15 protein-coding genes are annotated in these 16,085 nt (G+C 68.9%); 3 read left to right on the forward strand and 12 right to left on the reverse strand.

The annotated features are described in order from the left end of the window. The 8 genes from Q8M88_RS00700 to Q8M88_RS00735 form a co-directional block, all read right to left on the reverse strand. Window positions 1–1,850, reverse strand: a 1,850-nt coding sequence (locus tag Q8M88_RS00700; protein ID WP_305594069.1) for a choice-of-anchor I family protein, incomplete at its 3' end; no start/stop codon positions are given. A 112-nt stretch (window positions 1,851–1,962) separates the two neighbouring features. Beyond that, window positions 1,963–4,338: a phenylalanine--tRNA ligase subunit beta gene (gene pheT / locus Q8M88_RS00705; RefSeq protein ID WP_305594071.1), complete on the reverse strand. Its 2,376-nt coding sequence runs from the start codon at window positions 4,336–4,338 to the stop codon at window positions 1,963–1,965. A gap of 61 nt (window positions 4,339–4,399) precedes the next feature. Beyond that, window positions 4,400–5,509: a phenylalanine--tRNA ligase subunit alpha gene (gene pheS, locus Q8M88_RS00710; RefSeq protein ID WP_305594073.1), complete on the reverse strand. Its 1,110-nt coding sequence runs from the start codon at window positions 5,507–5,509 to the stop codon at window positions 4,400–4,402. A 111-nt stretch (window positions 5,510–5,620) separates the two neighbouring features. Continuing rightward, window positions 5,621–5,977, reverse strand: coding sequence for a 50S ribosomal protein L20 (rplT, locus tag Q8M88_RS00715; RefSeq protein WP_305594074.1), 357 nt, complete (start codon window positions 5,975–5,977; stop codon window positions 5,621–5,623). Window positions 5,978–5,997: 20 nt separating this feature from the next. Then, the gene (rpmI, locus tag Q8M88_RS00720) at window positions 5,998–6,198 is read right to left on the reverse strand and encodes a 50S ribosomal protein L35 (protein ID WP_305594076.1); all 201 of its coding nucleotides are present in this window, start codon (window positions 6,196–6,198) and stop codon (window positions 5,998–6,000) included. Between the two features lie 214 nt (window positions 6,199–6,412). Next, window positions 6,413–6,934 carry a translation initiation factor IF-3 gene (gene infC, locus Q8M88_RS00725; protein ID WP_305594078.1) on the reverse strand — a complete coding sequence of 174 codons (522 nt, stop codon included), beginning with the start codon at window positions 6,932–6,934 and terminating at the stop codon, window positions 6,413–6,415. Between the two features lie 109 nt (window positions 6,935–7,043). Beyond that, a complete protein-coding gene (locus Q8M88_RS00730; protein ID WP_305594080.1) occupies window positions 7,044–7,910 on the reverse strand; it encodes a glycosyltransferase family 9 protein in 867 nt (288 codons plus the stop codon). Beyond that, window positions 7,910–9,070 carry a glycosyltransferase family 4 protein gene (locus Q8M88_RS00735; protein ID WP_305594082.1) on the reverse strand — a complete coding sequence of 387 codons (1,161 nt, stop codon included), beginning with the start codon at window positions 9,068–9,070 and terminating at the stop codon, window positions 7,910–7,912. The genes Q8M88_RS00730 and Q8M88_RS00735 overlap by 1 nt, the downstream gene beginning before the upstream one ends. A 46-nt stretch (window positions 9,071–9,116) precedes the next feature. On the opposite strand from Q8M88_RS00735, the gene Q8M88_RS00740 reads away from it, so the two are divergent. Then, window positions 9,117–9,863, forward strand: coding sequence for a carboxylesterase (locus Q8M88_RS00740; RefSeq protein ID WP_305594084.1), 747 nt, complete (start codon window positions 9,117–9,119; stop codon window positions 9,861–9,863). Here the strand turns inward: Q8M88_RS00740 and Q8M88_RS00745 are convergent. Genes Q8M88_RS00745 through glmS form a run of 3 tightly spaced genes read right to left on the reverse strand, consistent with a single transcriptional unit; the run spans window position 9,860 to window position 13,472 of the window. Next, window positions 9,860–10,720, reverse strand: coding sequence for an SDR family oxidoreductase (locus tag Q8M88_RS00745; protein WP_305594086.1), 861 nt, complete (start codon window positions 10,718–10,720; stop codon window positions 9,860–9,862). The genes Q8M88_RS00740 and Q8M88_RS00745 overlap by 4 nt on opposite strands. Before the next feature lie 7 nt (window positions 10,721–10,727). Beyond that, entirely contained in the window at window positions 10,728–11,597 is an 870-nt protein-coding gene (locus Q8M88_RS00750) for a UTP--glucose-1-phosphate uridylyltransferase (RefSeq protein ID WP_305594088.1), read from the reverse strand. Between the two features lie 57 nt (window positions 11,598–11,654). Further along, the gene (gene glmS / locus Q8M88_RS00755; protein ID WP_305594090.1) at window positions 11,655–13,472 is read right to left on the reverse strand and encodes a glutamine--fructose-6-phosphate transaminase (isomerizing); all 1,818 of its coding nucleotides are present in this window, start codon (window positions 13,470–13,472) and stop codon (window positions 11,655–11,657) included. Between the two features lie 116 nt (window positions 13,473–13,588). Here glmS and glmM point away from each other — a divergent pair, with 116 nt between their 5' ends. Both glmM and Q8M88_RS00765 read left to right on the forward strand, forming a co-directional pair. Further along, window positions 13,589–14,941, forward strand: a complete 1,353-nt coding sequence (gene glmM, locus Q8M88_RS00760) for a phosphoglucosamine mutase (RefSeq protein WP_305594091.1) — start codon at window positions 13,589–13,591, stop codon at window positions 14,939–14,941. Window positions 14,942–15,041: 100 nt separating this feature from the next. Further along, window positions 15,042–15,200 (forward strand): hypothetical protein, encoded by a 159-nt coding sequence (locus Q8M88_RS00765; RefSeq protein WP_305594092.1) that lies wholly within the window; start codon window positions 15,042–15,044, stop codon window positions 15,198–15,200. A 12-nt stretch (window positions 15,201–15,212) separates the two neighbouring features. Here the strand turns inward: Q8M88_RS00765 and Q8M88_RS00770 are convergent. Then, window positions 15,213–16,085, reverse strand: an 873-nt coding sequence (locus tag Q8M88_RS00770) for a UDP-glucose/GDP-mannose dehydrogenase family protein (protein WP_305594094.1), incomplete at its 5' end; no start/stop codon positions are given.

The following is a 16,085-nucleotide window of genomic DNA, read 5'->3' on the forward strand; positions in this document are numbered from 1 at the left end:
CCGGAATGCGTCCCGTCGCCGGTGAAACGCAGGTTCTCCACCTGACCGCTCAGGGTGAACGAGGCGAGCCCGGTCTGGATGGTGTCGGTCCCCTCGCCCTGGCGCTCGTCGATGCGGTCGGCGGCCACGTCGACGATGTAGGTGTCGTCGCCAACGCCGCCGCGCAGCAGGTCCACGCCCGCGCCGCCGTCCAGGGTGTCGTCGCCGGCCAGGCCCGCGATGGTGTCGCCGCCGCCACGGCCCTCGATGCGGTCGCCGAGCGCGCTGCCGGTGATGCTGTCGGCGCCCTCGCTCTGGTTGGCGATGGTGTAGATCGTCGTCGTGCCGCTGACCTCGTTGGCGCTGATCAGCAGGGCCTGGCCGGTGGGGCTGTCGGCGGCGGACACGAACTTCACCACCTCGGGCGCATAGTCCTGGCTGGTCGCGGGCTTGTAGCCGACGAAGCTAGCCTGGGTCGGGTCGGTGACGTCGTAGATCATCACCCCGCCGACGCGCTCCAGCGTCACGAAGGCGTAGATCCTGTCGCCCACCACGCCGACCGCGACGCCTTCGGGCTCGGGACCCTTGTTGTCGGAGCGGTTGTCCGGCGTCGCGCCGTTCTCGGTGTTGTGCAGGTTGGGGAACTTCTGGGCGATGATCGCCTCGAACTCGCCGCCCGTTTCGCGCACCTTGGTGATCGTGCCGTCGGCGTTCTGGCGGAAGATCGACACGCCGCGCCCGCCGAAGGTGGTGATCTGGTCGTAGTCGCCGTCGCCATCGGTGTCGCCGACATTGGACAGCACGTTCAGGCGTCCGGCGCTGGCCTTGATGGCTGCAGCGTCGGGGTAGGCGGTCGGATCGAGCTTGTAGCTGTTCGCCGAGAGCCGGCCTTCGTCGACCAGGCCGCCGACGCGTGCGTCGCCCTCGTTGGCCGTGATGAAATAGGTCGCGCCGCCCGCGCTGAAGCTGGCGATGGCGTCGGGCTGCAGCAAGCTGACGATGTCGAAATTGCCGATCGACACTCCGTTCTGGTCGTTGGGATCGAAAGCGTTGCCGGCCAACGTGCGGTCGATCCCGCCCAGCGGCTGGATGGCGATCGGGCGATCGGCCGCGGGGTTGGTCAGGTCGATCACCGCCACGCCGTTGACCTCCTGCAGGGTCACATAGGCGCGCGTGCCGTCGGGCGAGATGGTGATGTACTCGGGCTCGATGTCGTTCCCCGCCGCCTGACCCGGGAACAGCGCGAGGCCCTGGGCCTTCAGCGCGGCTTCCGATCCGTTCAGCGCGCCGAACGAGATGGTGTTGGAGACCGCCGCATTCGCCGCGCCGCCCGAAATGTCGATGATGCTGATGGAGCCGGCGGGGTTGTTGGTCGGCGACACCGTCTCGGCCTCGTTGGCCACCAGCAGCTTCTTGCCGTCGGGGCTGAACACGACCTGGTCGGGCAGGACGCCCACCGCGATGGTCTTGATCAGCGCGTTGGTGGCGGTGTCGTAAAGCGCGACGTAGCCGGACTGGTCCCCAGCGGTGTTCTGATAGGCGACGGCGATGACGCCGTTCTTAACCGCCACCGAGTTCACGCCGCCGTAGGCCGGCAGGCCATTCAGGTCGATCGAACCGTTGGCGCTGGTCGCTCCATCGGCCCCGAGATGGGCGATGTCGATGCGCCCCTGCGCGAGGTTGGTGACGTAGAGGTTGTCGGACCTGGCGTCGAAGTCGACCGACTCGGCCCGCCCTGCGGCGACCGCGCCTGAGCCGGTGAACTGGCCCAGGCGGATCAGCTGCACCGCGTCGGCGCCGAGCGGCGTCGCCACGGCGCCCTGCAGCGACGGCGCAGCGTCGAAAACCTTGATCCCGCCGACGTCGATCATCCGGATTCCCCTTCGCGCAAAGGGGCGGCCCGCGCCCCCGCCGGACCTCCGGCGTAAGCTGGACTAGCGGCGAAGGTTAACGGCGGCGTGACGCTTCGATGACGGGCTTACGTCAGGCGCGCAGTTTCGCGCCGGTCGCCTTGCCCGCGGCCGCGACGATGCGGGCCGACAGCGCCTCGATCTCGGCTTCGGCCAGGGTCTTCTCCTGCGGCTGCACGGTGACTTCGACGGCGACCGACTTCGAGCCCTCGGCGACGCCGGGTCCCTGATAGACGTCGAACACGCGCGCCTCGGCGATCAGCGCCTTGTCGGCGCCTTGCACGGCGCGGGCGAGCTCGCCGGCGGCTACCGCCTCATCGACCACGAAGGCGAAGTCTCGACGCAGCGGCATCAGCGCCGAGAGCTTCAGGGCTGGCTTGGTCTTGGTCGCCTTGCGCTTGGGCTCGGGGATCGCCTCGACCGCGATCTCGAAGCCGTACACCGGGCCCTCGACATCCAACGCCTTCAGCACGCGCGGATGCAGCTCGCCGAACTCGGCGACCACCTGCTTGCCCAGCCGCAGCACGGCCGCGCAGCCGGGATGCCACCAGTCCGCCAGCCCGCTCTGGGCGATCTGAAGCGAGGCGGTGGGCGCTCCCAGCTCGTCGAGCAGGGACATAAGGTCCGCCTTCAGCTCGAACACCGGATCCAGGTCGCGGCCGTCCCAGCGACGCTGCGGGCGTGGCGCAAACGCCGCGGTGATCATCGTCGCCTGGTCCGCCGGCTGGTCGCCGCGATAGACCGGGCCGATCTCGAACAGGGCGGCGTCGGCGAAACCCCGGCGCGCATTGCGACCCAGCGCCTCGATCAGGTTCGGCAGGATCGACGGCCGCATGGCGTCCAGGTCCGAGGCGACGGGGTTGGTCACCACGAGCTCGGGCTGGCCGCCGCCGAACAGCGCGGCCTTGGCCTGGGCGGTGAAGCTCCATGTGATGGTCTCGGCGTAGCCCGTCGCGGCTAGGGCGCGGCGCGCGGTGCGGATGCGGCGCTGGCGCTGCGTCAGCACGCCGCCGACCGCCGTCGCCATTGGCGGGAGCGGCTCGGTGGGCAGGGCGTCGAAGCCCTCGATGCGCGCCACTTCCTCCACCAGGTCGGCCTTGCCGTCGACGTCGCGACGCCAGGACGGCGGCGTCACCTGGCTGGCTTCCACCGTGAAACCCAGGTCGCGCAGGATCGCGTCGATGCGCTGAGGGCCAACCTCCAGGCCGGACAGCCTGCGGACATAGCTTCGGTCGAAGGTGATAGGGGCGGGCGGCGCCGGCGCACGGCCGGCCACCGAAACGTGCGAGGCTTCGCCGCCGCAGATCTGCAGGATCAATGCGGTGGCGAGTTCCAGCCCGGGGACCACGAACTCGGGGTCCACCCCACGCGCGAAGCGGTACTGGGCGTCGGAGGTGATGCCGGTCACGCGACCCGTCTGGGCGGTGCGGATCGGATCGAACCAGGCGCTCTCGACAAACACCTCCGTGGTGGCCTCCGAACAGCCAGTGGACGCCCCGCCCATCACCCCGCCCAGGCCGATGGCTCCCGAGGCGTCGGCGATCACGCTCATCTCGGCGGTGACCTGGTAGGTCTTGCCGTCGAGGCCCTCCAGCGTCTCGCCGTCACGGCCCAGCCGCGCCTCGATGAAGCCGCCGGCGAGCTTGGCCGCGTCGTAGACGTGCAGCGGGCGGGCGCGGTCGTAGGAGATGAAGTTGGTCACGTCGACCAGGGCGTTGATCGGACGCAGGCCGATCGAGGTCAGGCGGTCCTGCAGCCAGGCCGGCGAGGGGCCGTTCTTGACGCCGCGGATCAGCCGACCGGCGAACACCGGGCAGGCGTCCGACCCGTCCAGGCGGATCTCCACCGGATTGGCGAACGCGCCCGTGACCGGCGCCACGGACAGGTCCTTCAGCTTGCCGACGCCGGCCGCGCCCAGGTCGCGGGCGATGCCGGCGACGCCCAGCCAGTCGGGTCGGTTCGGCGTCACCTCGAAGTCGATCACCGCCTCGCGGCCCAGCGCTTCGGCGGCGCGCGCGCCCACCGCCAGATCGCCCGAGAGTTCCAGGATGCCGTCGGATTCCTCGGAGACCTCAAGCTCGCGGGCGGAGCACAGCATGCCGTTGGAGACCACGCCGCGCACCGGCCGCGCCTCCAGGGTTACGCCGCTGCCGGGCACATAGGCGCCGATCGGGGCGTAGATGGTGGTCAGGCCCGCCCGCGCGTTCGGCGCGCCGCAGACGATCTCCTTGCGTCCGTCGACCGTGTCCACCTGGCAGACTTGCAGCCGGTCGGCGTTGGGGTGCTGCACGGCCGAGACGATCTTCGCGACCGAGAAGGCGGCGAGCTTGGCGGCGGGGTCGTCAACGTGCTCGACCTCGAGCCCGGCCATGGTCATCGCCTCGACGATGCGCGGCGTGGACGCGTCGGTCTGCAGATGCTCGCGCAACCAGGACGGAGTGAATTTCATCGGTCAGATCCAGGCCTTGCGGCCCGTTCCTCAGGAGAGCAGGTGCTTGAAGACATCGAAGTCACGACAGCCCCGTCGCCGGGTCCGGCATGGCGAAAGGCGAGAAGCCGTAGTGCTGCAGCCAACGCACGTCGCTGGCGAACATGTCGCGCAGGTCGGGCATGCCGTACTTCAGCATCCCCAGCCGGTCGACGCCGCAGCCGAAAGCGAAACCCTGCCACTCGTCGGGATCGAGACCGCAGTTGCGCAGCACATTGGGGTGCACCATCCCGCAGCCCAGGATCTCCAGCCAGTCGTCGCCCTGGCCGATGCGCACCTCGCCGCCGGAGCGGTCGCAGCGCACGTCGATCTCGGCCGACGGCTCGGTGAACGGGAAGTGGTGGGGGCGGAAGCGCGTCACCACCTCCGGCGTCTCGAAGAACCGGGCGATGAAGGTCTCCAGCGTCCACTTCAGGTGGCCCATGTGGATGTTGCGGTCGATCACCAGGCCTTCGATCTGGTGGAACATCGGCGTGTGGGTCTGGTCGCTGTCCTTGCGGAACGTGCGGCCGGGCACGATCACCCGGATCGGCGGCTCCTGGCCCTGGGCGATCCAGTTGGGCAGCTTCTCGTTGGTGCGGTTCATCACCCGCACCTGCACGGGACTGGTGTGGGTGCGCAGCACCTTGCGCTCGCCGTTCGCGTCTTCCGGCAGGAAGAAAGTGTCGTGCATCTCCCGCGCCGGGTGTTTCGGCGGGAAGTTCAGGGCGGTGAAGTTGTTGAAGTCGGTCTCGATGTCCGGCCCCTCGGCCAGCGAGAAGCCCATGTCGGCGAAGATGGCGATCATCTCGTCCATCGTCTGCATGGTCGGATGCACCGAACCGCGGCGGCGTGGCGGCGCTGGCAGGGTCAGGTCCACGTGCACCCCCGCCAGTTCGGCGTCGAGTTCGGCGGCCTCCAGCGCCGCCTTGCGGGCGGCGATCTGCTCGGCCATCCGCTCGCGCAGGCCGTTGATCGCCGGGCCCTGCTCGCGGCGCTCCTCCGGGCTCATCGCGCCCAGGGTTTTCAGCAGCAGGCTGACGTTGCCGACCTTGCCCAGAATCTGGACGCGGGCCTCGTCCAGCGTCGCGGTGTCGGGGGCCGCGGCGATCAGCGCGGCGTTGGCGGCTTCCAGGTCTGCGAGGTTCGTCATGGGTGCTTGCTCTAGCGTGTCGATCGGATTGCGGGAAGCGGGCGCAAAAAAGCCCTCCGACGCGTCGCCGGAGGGCTTTTGGATGCGCTGAGCAGGCAGCTCGCGAACTCCTTAGGCCAGGGCGGCGCGGACCTTGTCTGCGATGGCCTTGAAGCCTGTGGGATCGTTCCCCGCGATATCGGAGAGCACCTTGCGGTCCATCTCGATCCCGGCCAGGTCAAGGCCGTGGATAAATCGGGCGTAGGTCATGCCCTCGAGACGCGCCGCGGCGTTGATCCGCTGGATCCACAGCGAACGGAAGTTGCGCTTGCGGACCTTGCGGTCGCGATAGGCGTACTGGCCGGCCTTGTCGACCGCGGCCTTGGCGGTGCGGATGGTGTTCTTGCGGCGGCCATAGAAACCCTTGGCCTGCTCAAGAACCTTCTTGTGCCTGGCGTGGGACCTTACGCCCCGTTTGACGCGAGCCATGTCTGTCTAAGCTCCTAGGATCACAGGCCGTAAGGCAGGTAGGTCTTGATGATTTTAGCGTCGGAATCGCTCATCACCTTGGTGCCGCGGTTCTGGCGGATGTACTTGGCGCTGTGGCTCAGGAGCCTGTGCCGCTTACCCGCCACGCCGGCCTTGATCTTGCCGGACGCAGTGATCTTGAAGCGCTTTTTGGCGCCCGATTTGGTCTTCAGTTTCGGCATTTCTCTGCGGAGCCGTAAAAGCCCCGTCCTCTGGCGTATTGATGAACCGCCCTGGCATGCCATTGGGCCAGACGGTTCCGAAGGGGCGGGTGATTACGTGAAACGGCGGGTGAACGCAAGGCCGGCGGCGCTCAGCCGCTGTTCACGCCAGCCGCAATGCAAACGCCGCGTCGTTGGTGCGACGCGGCGTTGATCGCTCAGTCTGCCCGGCCGATCAGCGCGGGGCGAGGATCATGATCATCTGGCGGCCTTCCATACGAGGCTCGTATTCGCACTTGGCGACCTCGTCGAAATCGGCGCGCACCTTCTGCAGCAGCTTCATGCCCAGTTCCGGGTGGGCCAGTTCGCGGCCGCGGAAGCGCAGCGTCACCTTGACCTTGTCGCCCTCTTCGAAGAACCGGTACATCGAGCGCGACTTCACTTCATAGTCGTGGATATCGATGTTGGGGCGGAGCTTGATCTCCTTGATCTCGACGACCTTTTGCCGCTTGCGCGCTTCGTTCTTCTTCTTCTGTTCCTGGAACTTGAACTTGCCGTAGTCCAGGATCTTGCAGACGGGCGGATCCGCGTTCGGGACGATTTCGACGAGATCCAGGCCTGCTTCCTCGGCGGCCTCCAGCGCGGAGGTCGTCGGCACCACGCCCTGCTTCTCGCCGTGCTGATCGATCAGCAGAACGCGGGGGACGCGGATGTCGTCGTTGATGCGCGGCCCGTCCTTGACGGGAGGCGACTGCATGGGGCGGCGAATAGGCTATGCTCCGTGGGTTGTTACAGCGAGGAACGGCCGAAGCGCTCGAGCGTATCGGATATTCCCTTCGACTATATGGCCAAGCGTCCGCGCACGATCAAGCGCCGCGAGCCGGCGCAGGCGTCAGCGTGTTGGCGGCCTGGGCCACGGTGGCGGCCGGAAGCTCGGCCAGGACGTCGGCCTGCAGCACGGTGACATGGCCGCGCGGCGCGGCCTTGGCCGGGTCGGCGCTGCGCGGCAGCACGACGATCGTCGGCGCGCCGACCGCGGCTGCCAGATGCATCGCCTCATGGGTTCCGCCGACCACCAGGGCGGCGCGTGCGCACAGGGCCGCCATGCGCGCGTAGTCGCTGGCTCCCGTCAGGTCGCGGGCCGCGCCGACCTTGCGCTGGATGTCGCGGGCGAGGTTCGCGTCCTGCGGCGCGCCGACCACGACGATGTCGAAGCCGCGATCGTGCAGCAGCTTGCCGAGCTCGCCGAAGCGCTCGCCGGGCCACCGGTCCTGCGGCTTCTTCGATCCGCCGCCGGGAATGAACAGCACATAGGGCTTGCGCTGGCCGCTGCTGGACGCGCGCTCGGGCGCGGTCTTCTGCAGGATCCACGACAGGTCCGGCGGCGGTGTCTCGCCATCGGTTGTGGGCGCCGACCGCAACCACGTCGGGCCAGGCCACAGGCCCAGGCGGATCTGCGCCGAGCCGCCGCCGCCCTCCAGGTCGTAGACGCGGCTGAAGCGCGAGGCGCGCAGGCGCATGCCGGTGGCGAAGCCGCCGCCGGAGTCCAGCTCGACGGCGTTGAAGTACGGAGAGGCCTTGGCCAACGGCTCGAACGGCGTCGAGGTGAGCAGGGTTATGCGCGCGTCGCGGTGGGCCTCGCGGATCGCCTGCATCGCGCCCAGCGACTGAACGAACGATTCCAGGTCGCCCAGCTTGATGACCAGGATCTGGGGCTGGATCACCGGCGCCATCAGGCGCGGGCCTCGAGCACGCGGCCGTAAGCGGCCAGGGTCGCATCACACATGGCGTCCACCGAATAGAGCCTCCGCGCGCGGTTGGCGGCCGTCTGGCCCATGGCCGACAGCCGCGTGCGTCCCGCATGCAACGCCCGGCCCAGCGCACTCGCCCAGGCGGCCACGTCGCCGGGCGCGACCAGCCAGCCGGTCTCGCCGTTGACCACCGTCTCGGTGGTGCCGCCGTGATCGGACGCCAGCACCGGGCGGCCCATCACCTGCGGCTCCACCGCTGTGCGGCCGAACGACTCCGGTTTGGTGGTCGGCAGCATCGCCGCGTCGCCGACCATATAGGCCGCCGGCATGTCGTCGCAGTGGCCGACCAGGCGGATCTCGTCGGTCACGCCGGCCTTGGCGATCGCCGCCTCGACCTCGGCGCGATAGTCGGTGTTGCCGCGGTCGTCGCCGACGATCAGCACCATGAAATCGTCGCGCCCCTCGGCCTTCAGCCTCCCTGCGGCCTCCGCGATCAGCAGATGCCCCTTGATGCGGGTCATGCGGCCGGCGAGCACGAACTTGATGCGGCGGTCGTCGGGATCCACGCCCCAGGCGCTGCGCAGAGCGTCCACCCGGTCGCGCGTCACCCACGCGGGGTTGAAGCGCTCCAGGTCGACGCCGCGCGGGATGGTGACGATCTTCTCCGGCGCAACCTTATGTTGGCCCAGCACGTGGTCGCGCGTGTAGTCGGAATTGGCGATCACTAGGTCGCCGCGGGTCATCACTGCGTTGTACCAGCGCTTCAGCCGGCTCTGGGCGTTGTAGACCCCATGGTAGGTGGCCACGAACGGCGTCTTCGTGGTCTGCGCCGCCCACAGCGCCGAGAACGCCGGCGCGCGCGAGCGGGCGTGGATGATGCTCACTTTCTCGCGATGGATCAGGTCGACCAGCCGGGCGGCGTTGCCCAGCATCACCAGCGGGTTTTTCGACTGCACCGGCATCTGCGCCAGTCGGCCGCCGTCCGATTCGAGCCTGGCGGTCATCCGGCCGCCCCGCGTGGCGACCAAGGCCTTGCCACCGGCGCGGACCACGGCGTGGGCCACGTCGATCGTCGTCTGCTCGGCGCCGCCCGTTTCCAGTTCCGGGACGACTTGCAGCAGCGTGAAGTCTGGCGGCAGCATCGTGCACCCTGCATAGCGCCTCGTGCGCTGTGGTAAAGGCCGGGGCATGAACGAATCCACCGGAATGCTGCCCCGCCCGGGCGGCGAGCACATCGCCTGGCGCGCCGTCGCGGGCGCATCGCCCACCATCGTGTGGATGAGCGGATTCCGCTCCGACATGGCTGGGACCAAGGCGCTGGCGCTGGCGGACTGGGCGAAAGCTGAGGGCAGGGGCTTCCTCGCCTTCGACTATTTCGGTCACGGCGCCTCCAGCGGAGATTTCGCCGACGGCACGATCACCCGCTGGCGCGAGGACGCGCTGGCGGCGATCGACGAGCTGACAAAAGGCCCGCTGATTATCGTCGGCTCATCCATGGGCGGTTGGATCGCCTGCCTCGCGGCGATGGTGCGGGCGCAGCGCGTTGCAGGCATGGTGCTGGTCGCGCCGGCAGCGGATTTCACCGAGAAGCTCATGACGCCGGCGCTGTCGGCCGATGCACGTGGCGCCCTGGAGACTGATGGGGTGTGGCTGCGACCCTCATTATACGGCGACGCATATCCAATCACCCGCACGCTTCTGGAGGACGGCGCGCGCTGGTCGATCCTGCCGGGGCCGGTCCCGATCGAGGCGCCAGTGCGCATCCTGCAGGGCGGCGAGGACCCCGACGTGCCGTGGCGCCACGCCTTGGAGCTCGCCCAGGCCCTCAAAAGCCGCGACCTGGTGTTCAGCCTGATCCGCGACGGCGATCACCGCCTGTCGCGCCCGCAGGACATCGCCCGCCTGCTGGCCGCGGTGGAGGAGCTCTGCGGCTAACCGCCGGCGGCCAGCACCGCACGCAGGCCTTCGCGATAGGTCGGATAGACCGGCCGCCAGCCAAGCTCGGCCTTCGCCCGTGCGTTCGAGACCCGCTTGTTCTCCGCATAGAAGCGCCGCGCCTGCGGGGACATCGCGTCCAGGTCCAGAGCTGTCTGGGCCGGTGGTTCGACGCCGATCAATCCTGCCGCGTGAGCCACCACCTCGGCGCCGGAGGCCGGCTCGTCGTCGCATAGGTTGTAGATCCCGCCGGCGCGTGGGCGGGCGATCGAAGCTTCAAGTCCCGCGGCCAGGTCGTCCACATGGATGCGCGAGAACACCTGGCCGTCCGCCGCCATCCGCCGCGCCGTCCCGGCCCGCAGCCGGTCGAAGGGCGAGCGCCCCGGTCCATAGATGCCGGGCAGGCGGAACACGCACACGGTCAGGCCCATGCCGCGACCGACCTGCAGCCAATCGCGTTCGGCGGCGACGCGCCGCGCGCCCTCGGTGGACAGCGCCGCGAGGCGTCCGTCCTCGAACACCCAACGCCCGCCGCGGTCGCCGTAGACGCCGGTGGTGGAGAGGTAGCCGACCCAGTCCGGAAAGGCGCCGGCGCGGGCCAGGGCCGGAACCAGGGGCTTCAGCGCCGGACATCCGGCGGCGCTGGGAGGGGCGGTGATCAGCAGGGCGTCAGTGGACGCGAGCTGGGCCGCCAGCGCAGCTTCATCGCCGAGGGCCACCGGCTCGACCCCCTCGGCGCGCATGCGTTCGGCGTCGTCGTCGTCGCGATAGGTCGCCGCGATGCTCCAGCCCTTCGGCGTCAGCCGCCGGGCCAGGGCGCGGGCCGCATAGCCGTAGCCGAAGACGAACAGCTTCATCGCTCGGTCAGAGCAGGGCGAGGATCGCCGCGCGCGCCGCCTCGCCCATGTCCGGGCGCGCCAGTGCGAAGGCCACATTGGCCCGAAGCAGGCCGATCTTGTCGCCGCAGTCGTAGGTCACGCCTTCGTACTCCAGCGCGTGGAACGGCTGGTCGGCCATCAACCGGGCCATGGCGTCAGTGAGCTGGATCTCGCCGCCCGCGCCGCGTTCCTGGCGTTCCAGGCGATCGAAAATGTCGGGTTGCAGGATATAGCGGCCGCTGATGAACAGGTTCGAGGGCTCGGTCCCCGGCGGCGGCTTTTCGACCATGCCGGTCATTCGGTTCAGACGGCCCTCGCGGCCGTCGAGGGCGACGATGCCGTACTTGTGCGCCTCGCCTTCGGGCGCGGGCTCCACCACCACGATGTTGCCCCCGACCTTGTCGTAGGCGTCGACCGCCTGGGCGAGCGCCGCGCGCGGGGCCGCCATCAACATGTCCGGCAGCATCACCGCGAACGGCTCGTCGCCGATCACGTCGCGGGCGCACCACACCGCGTGGCCCAGGCCCAGCGGGGCCATCTGGCGGATGAAGCTCATCTCGCCCGGCTTCGGCAGTTCGGCCAGCACCTCGGCCAGGATGTCGGTCTTGCCCTTGGTCTGGAGCGTGGTCTCCAGCTCCGGATTGGCGTCGAAGTAATCCTCGATCGCGCCTTGGCCTCGGCCGACGATGAACACGAAATGCTCGATGCCGGCGGCCCGCGCCTCGTCGACGATGTACGACAGGATCGGCCGGTCGAAGATATTCAGCATGTTCTTCGGCGTGGTCTTGGCGCCGGGCAGAACCCGCGTCCCCAGACCCGCCACCGGCAGCACCGCCTTACGCACCCGCTTGGTCATCCGCGTCCTCCGTCCGGCTCGCAACTAGCCGACGCCGCGCGGGAAATCCAGCAAGCGCTATTCGACGGTCACCGACTTGGCGAGGTTGCGCGGTTGATCGACGTCGGCGCCCTTGTGGACGGCCACATGGTAGGCGAGCAACTGGATCGGCGCGGCGTACACCAGCGGTGCGATCAGCGGGTCGCACGCCGGCCCGACCAGCACCCGCACGCCCGCCGGCGCGTGGCGCGCACCCTGCGCATCGGTGATCAGCACGATCTGACCGCCGCGCGCGATCACCTCGCTCATGTTCGACATGGTCTTGTCGAACAGGTCGTCGGAGGGGGCCAGCACGATCACCGGCGTCGCCTCGTCGATGAGGGCGATGGGGCCGTGCTTGAGCTCGCCGGCTGCGTAACCTTCCGCGTGGATATAGCTGATTTCTTTCAGCTTCAGGGCGCCTTCCAAGGCCAGCGGGAACATCGGGCCGCGGCCGAAGTAGAGCACGTCGCGCGCCTTCGCCAACTCGGGCGCCAGCAGGCGGATGGCGTCCTCCATGGCGATGGACTCGGCGATCAGCCGCGGGGCCTCCAGCAGCAGCCGGGTGAGGCGGGCCTCTTCCTCGGCGTCGATGCGCCCGCGCGCGACCGCCGCGGCGATGGCCAGGGCGGTGAGGGCTGTGACCTGTCCGGTGAACGCCTTGGTGGAAGCGACGCCGATCTCGGGACCGGCATGGGTCGGCCACAGGATGTCGGCCTCGCGGGCCATCGTCGATTGATCGACATTGACCAGGGCGGCGGTGGCGAGCCCCCTGGCCTTGCACCAGCGCAGCGCCGCCAGGGTGTCGGCGGTTTCACCCGATTGAGAGATGCCGACCGCCAGCGTGCCCGGCGTCACCGCCGGCTCGCGGTAGCGGAATTCCGACGCGGCCTCCACGTCCACGGGCAGGCCGGCCAGGCGCTCAAACAGATAGCGGCCGATCTGGCCTGCGTAGGCCGAGGTGCCGCAGGCGACGATCTGCAACCGTTCGACCTCGGCGAAGTCCACGCCGCCCGGCGCCTGGGCGCGCGACGACACGGCGTCCACATAGGCCGAGAGCGTGTGCTGGCAGGCGTCCGGCTGGTCGTGAATCTCCTTCTCCATGAAGTGCCGGTAGTTCCCCTTCTCCACCAGCGCCGCGGAGGCGGGAACTGCGTGGGCGGGGCGCGAGACTGGATGGCCGGCGGCGTCGAATACGTGGGCGCCGGCATGGTCGACGGAGACGAAATCGCCCTCGTCCAGGTAGGCGATGCGATTGGTGAAGGGCCCAACGGCGAGCGCGTCGGAGCCTAGGAACATCTCGCCGGCGCCGTAGCCGACCACCAGCGGACTGCCGCGGCGAGCGCCCAGGATCAAGTCGTTGCAGCCGTCGATCAGCACGGCCAGCGCGTAGGCGCCGGTCAGCCGGTCCAGGGTCGCCTTCAGCGCCGCCAGCGGTTCCAGGCCGTCGTCCAGGCGCGCATCCATGAGCTGGGCGATCACCTCGGTGTCGGTCTCGCTCTCGAACACCCGGCCCTGGGCCTGAAGTTCGGCGCGCAGCTCGGCGAAGTTCTCGATGATGCCGTTGTGGACCAGGGTCACGCGGCCTGCGCGGTGAGGGTGGGCGTTACGCTCTGACGGCGCGCCGTGGGTCGCCCAGCGGGTGTGGCCGATGCCGGTCTGGGCGTGCAGCGGCTCTTCCGCCAGCACCTCCTCCAGCGCCCGGATCTTTCCCTTGGCCCTGCGGCGCTCGACGCGGCCGTCGCGGACGCCCGCGATCCCCGCGGAGTCGTAGCCGCGGTACTCGAGGCGCTTGAGGCTTTCGATCAGCCGCGCCTGCACCGGGCTCGTTCCCACGATGCCGATGATGCCGCACATGGGCCATCCTTTGTGATAAATCGGGCTTACAGGACTGCGTCGCCCCCGCGGCCTTTAGCATTCGCAAACGCGCAGTCGACTAAATCTCGGTTTCCGATCGTTTCGAGAGCTGACGTATGAACAAGCGCGCCTTCTTTGGCACTGACGGCATCCGCGGCGAAGCCAACCGCCATCCGATGACCGCGGAGGTCGCCCTGCGGGTCGGCATGGCTGCGGGCAGGGTGTTCATGTCGCAGGACGAACGCCGCCATCTGGTGGTGATCGGCAAGGACACGCGCCTGTCCGGCTACATGATCGAGCCGGCCCTGGTGGCGGGCTTCACCAGCGTCGGCATGGACGTGCGCCTGCTAGGGCCGATGCCGACGCCGGGCGTGGCGATGATGACCCGCTCCATGCGCGCCGACCTGGGCGTGATGATCTCGGCCTCGCACAACGTCTTCTCCGACAACGGCATCAAGCTGTTCGGCCCAGACGGCTTCAAGCTGTCGGACGCCCGCGAAATCGAGATCGAAGCGCTGATGGCCGGTGGATTGGACGAAGGCCTTACCGGTCCCTCGCAACTCGGCCGCGTCGCCCGCATCGACGACTCGCAGGCGCGCTATGTGGAGATCGCCAAGGCGACCTTCCCGAGGAAGCTCAGCCTCGCCGGCCTGCGCGTCGTCATCGATTGCGCCAATGGCGCAGCCTACAAGGTGACCCCTCTGGCGCTGTCGGAGCTCGGCGCCGAGGTGCTGCCGCTGGGCGTCGAGCCCAACGGCTTCAACATCAACCAGGACTGCGGGTCGACTGCGCCCCAGGCCATGGCGCGGATGGTCAAGCACTACCGCGCCGACCTGGGTATCGCCCTGGACGGCGACGCCGACCGGCTGGTGATCAGCGACGAGCGCGGCCAGATCGTCGACGGCGATCAGATCATGGCGCTGATCGCCGACCATTGGGCGCGCCAGGGGCGGCTGACCGGCGGCGGCGTGGTGGCGACCGTGATGTCCAACCTGGGCCTGGAGCGATTCCTGGAAGCGCGCGGACTGACCCTTGAGCGCACCCCGGTAGGCGACCGCTCGGTGATGGTGCGCATGCGCGAGGGCGGCTTCAACCTGGGTGGCGAACAGTCGGGCCACATTATTCTTTCTGACTTCTCGACCACCGGCGACGGGCTCATCGCAGCGCTGCAGGTGCTGGCCTGCCTGCGCGAATCCGGCAAGCCGATGAGCGCGCTCGCCCGTCAGTTCGAGCCTGCACCGCAGAAACTCGAGAATGTCCGCTTCGTCGGCGGCAAACCGCTGGAGAGCGAGCAGGTCCAGGGCGTCATCGCCCAAGCCAAGCAGCGGCTGAACGGCGCGGGCCGGCTGGTGGTGCGCGCTTCGGGCACCGAGCCGTTGATTCGCATCATGGCCGAAGGCGACGACGAGAAACTGGTCTCCCAGGTGGTCCGCGAGATCGCCGCCGCGGTGAAGAAGGCGGCAGCCTGACCTAGCGTAAACGAACTCCTGTCCAATCCGCGGGTTTCATGTCAGATTCGTAATGGTCCGCGCCGCTCGACCGGCGCGCGATAAACGAACTGGAGGAAACATGCTGCGGCTCCCTATGCATGGGGGTGTGGCGCCGGGCGTGCAAAGGTGCACGAAGTCGCTGGCCTGCCTTGCGTTCGTCCTGGCGCTCGGTGCGGCCGTCTGGGCCGGCGTCCTCTGGATCGGCGTGATCCTCGCCGCCATGGCTCAGGGTCTCTAGAGCGCCTCGGGATCAGGCCTTGCCGGTGATCGGTCCCGTCAGCGGCCGACCGACGCTCGTGTAGCTGAAGCCGCGGGCGCGCATGTCGTCCGGCTTGTAGATGTTGCGCAAATCCACCAGCACCGGCCGCTTCATCAGCAGCTTGATGCGGTCCAGGTCCAGCGCGCGGAACTGATCCCATTCGGTGATGATCACCAGGGCGTCGGCGCCCTCGGCCACGTCGTAAGGGCTGTCCTTGAAATCCACGTCGCGCAGCAACTGGCGCGCCTCGTGCAGACCTTCCGGATCGAAAGCCTGCACCTTCGCGCCCAGCGCCTGCAGGGCCGGGACGATGTCCAGGGAGGGCGCATCACGCATGTCGTCGGTGTTGGGCTTGAAGGTGAGGCCCAGCACGCCGACCGTCTTGCCGGCGACATCGCCGTCGAGGGCGCGGGCGACCTTCTCGGCCATCTGCTTCTTGCGCGCGTCGTTCACCGCCACGGTGGTCTCGATCAGCGCCACCGGCGAACCCGCGTCGCGCGCGGTGCGCACCAGCGCCAGGGTGTCCTTGGGAAAGCACGAGCCGCCGTAGCCCGGGCCGGCGTTGAGGAACTTGCCGCCGATGCGGTTGTCCAGGCCGATGCCGCGGGCCACCTGCTGCACATGCGCGCCCACCGCTTCGCAAAGATCGGCGATCTCGTTGATGAAGGTGATCTTCAGCGCCAGGAAGGCGTTCGCCGCGTACTTGATCAGTTCCGAGGTTCGCCTGGCGGTGAACACGATCGGCGTCTCGTTGAGATAGAGCGGACGGTAGAGCTCCGTCATCACCGCGCGCGCCTGCGGGTCGTCGGTGCCGACCACCACGCGGTCGGGCCGCTTGAAGTCCTCGATCGCGGCGCCCTCGCG

The sequence above is a fragment of the Phenylobacterium sp. genome (assembly GCF_030693805.1).
Lineage (GTDB): Bacteria > Pseudomonadota > Alphaproteobacteria > Caulobacterales > Caulobacteraceae > Phenylobacterium.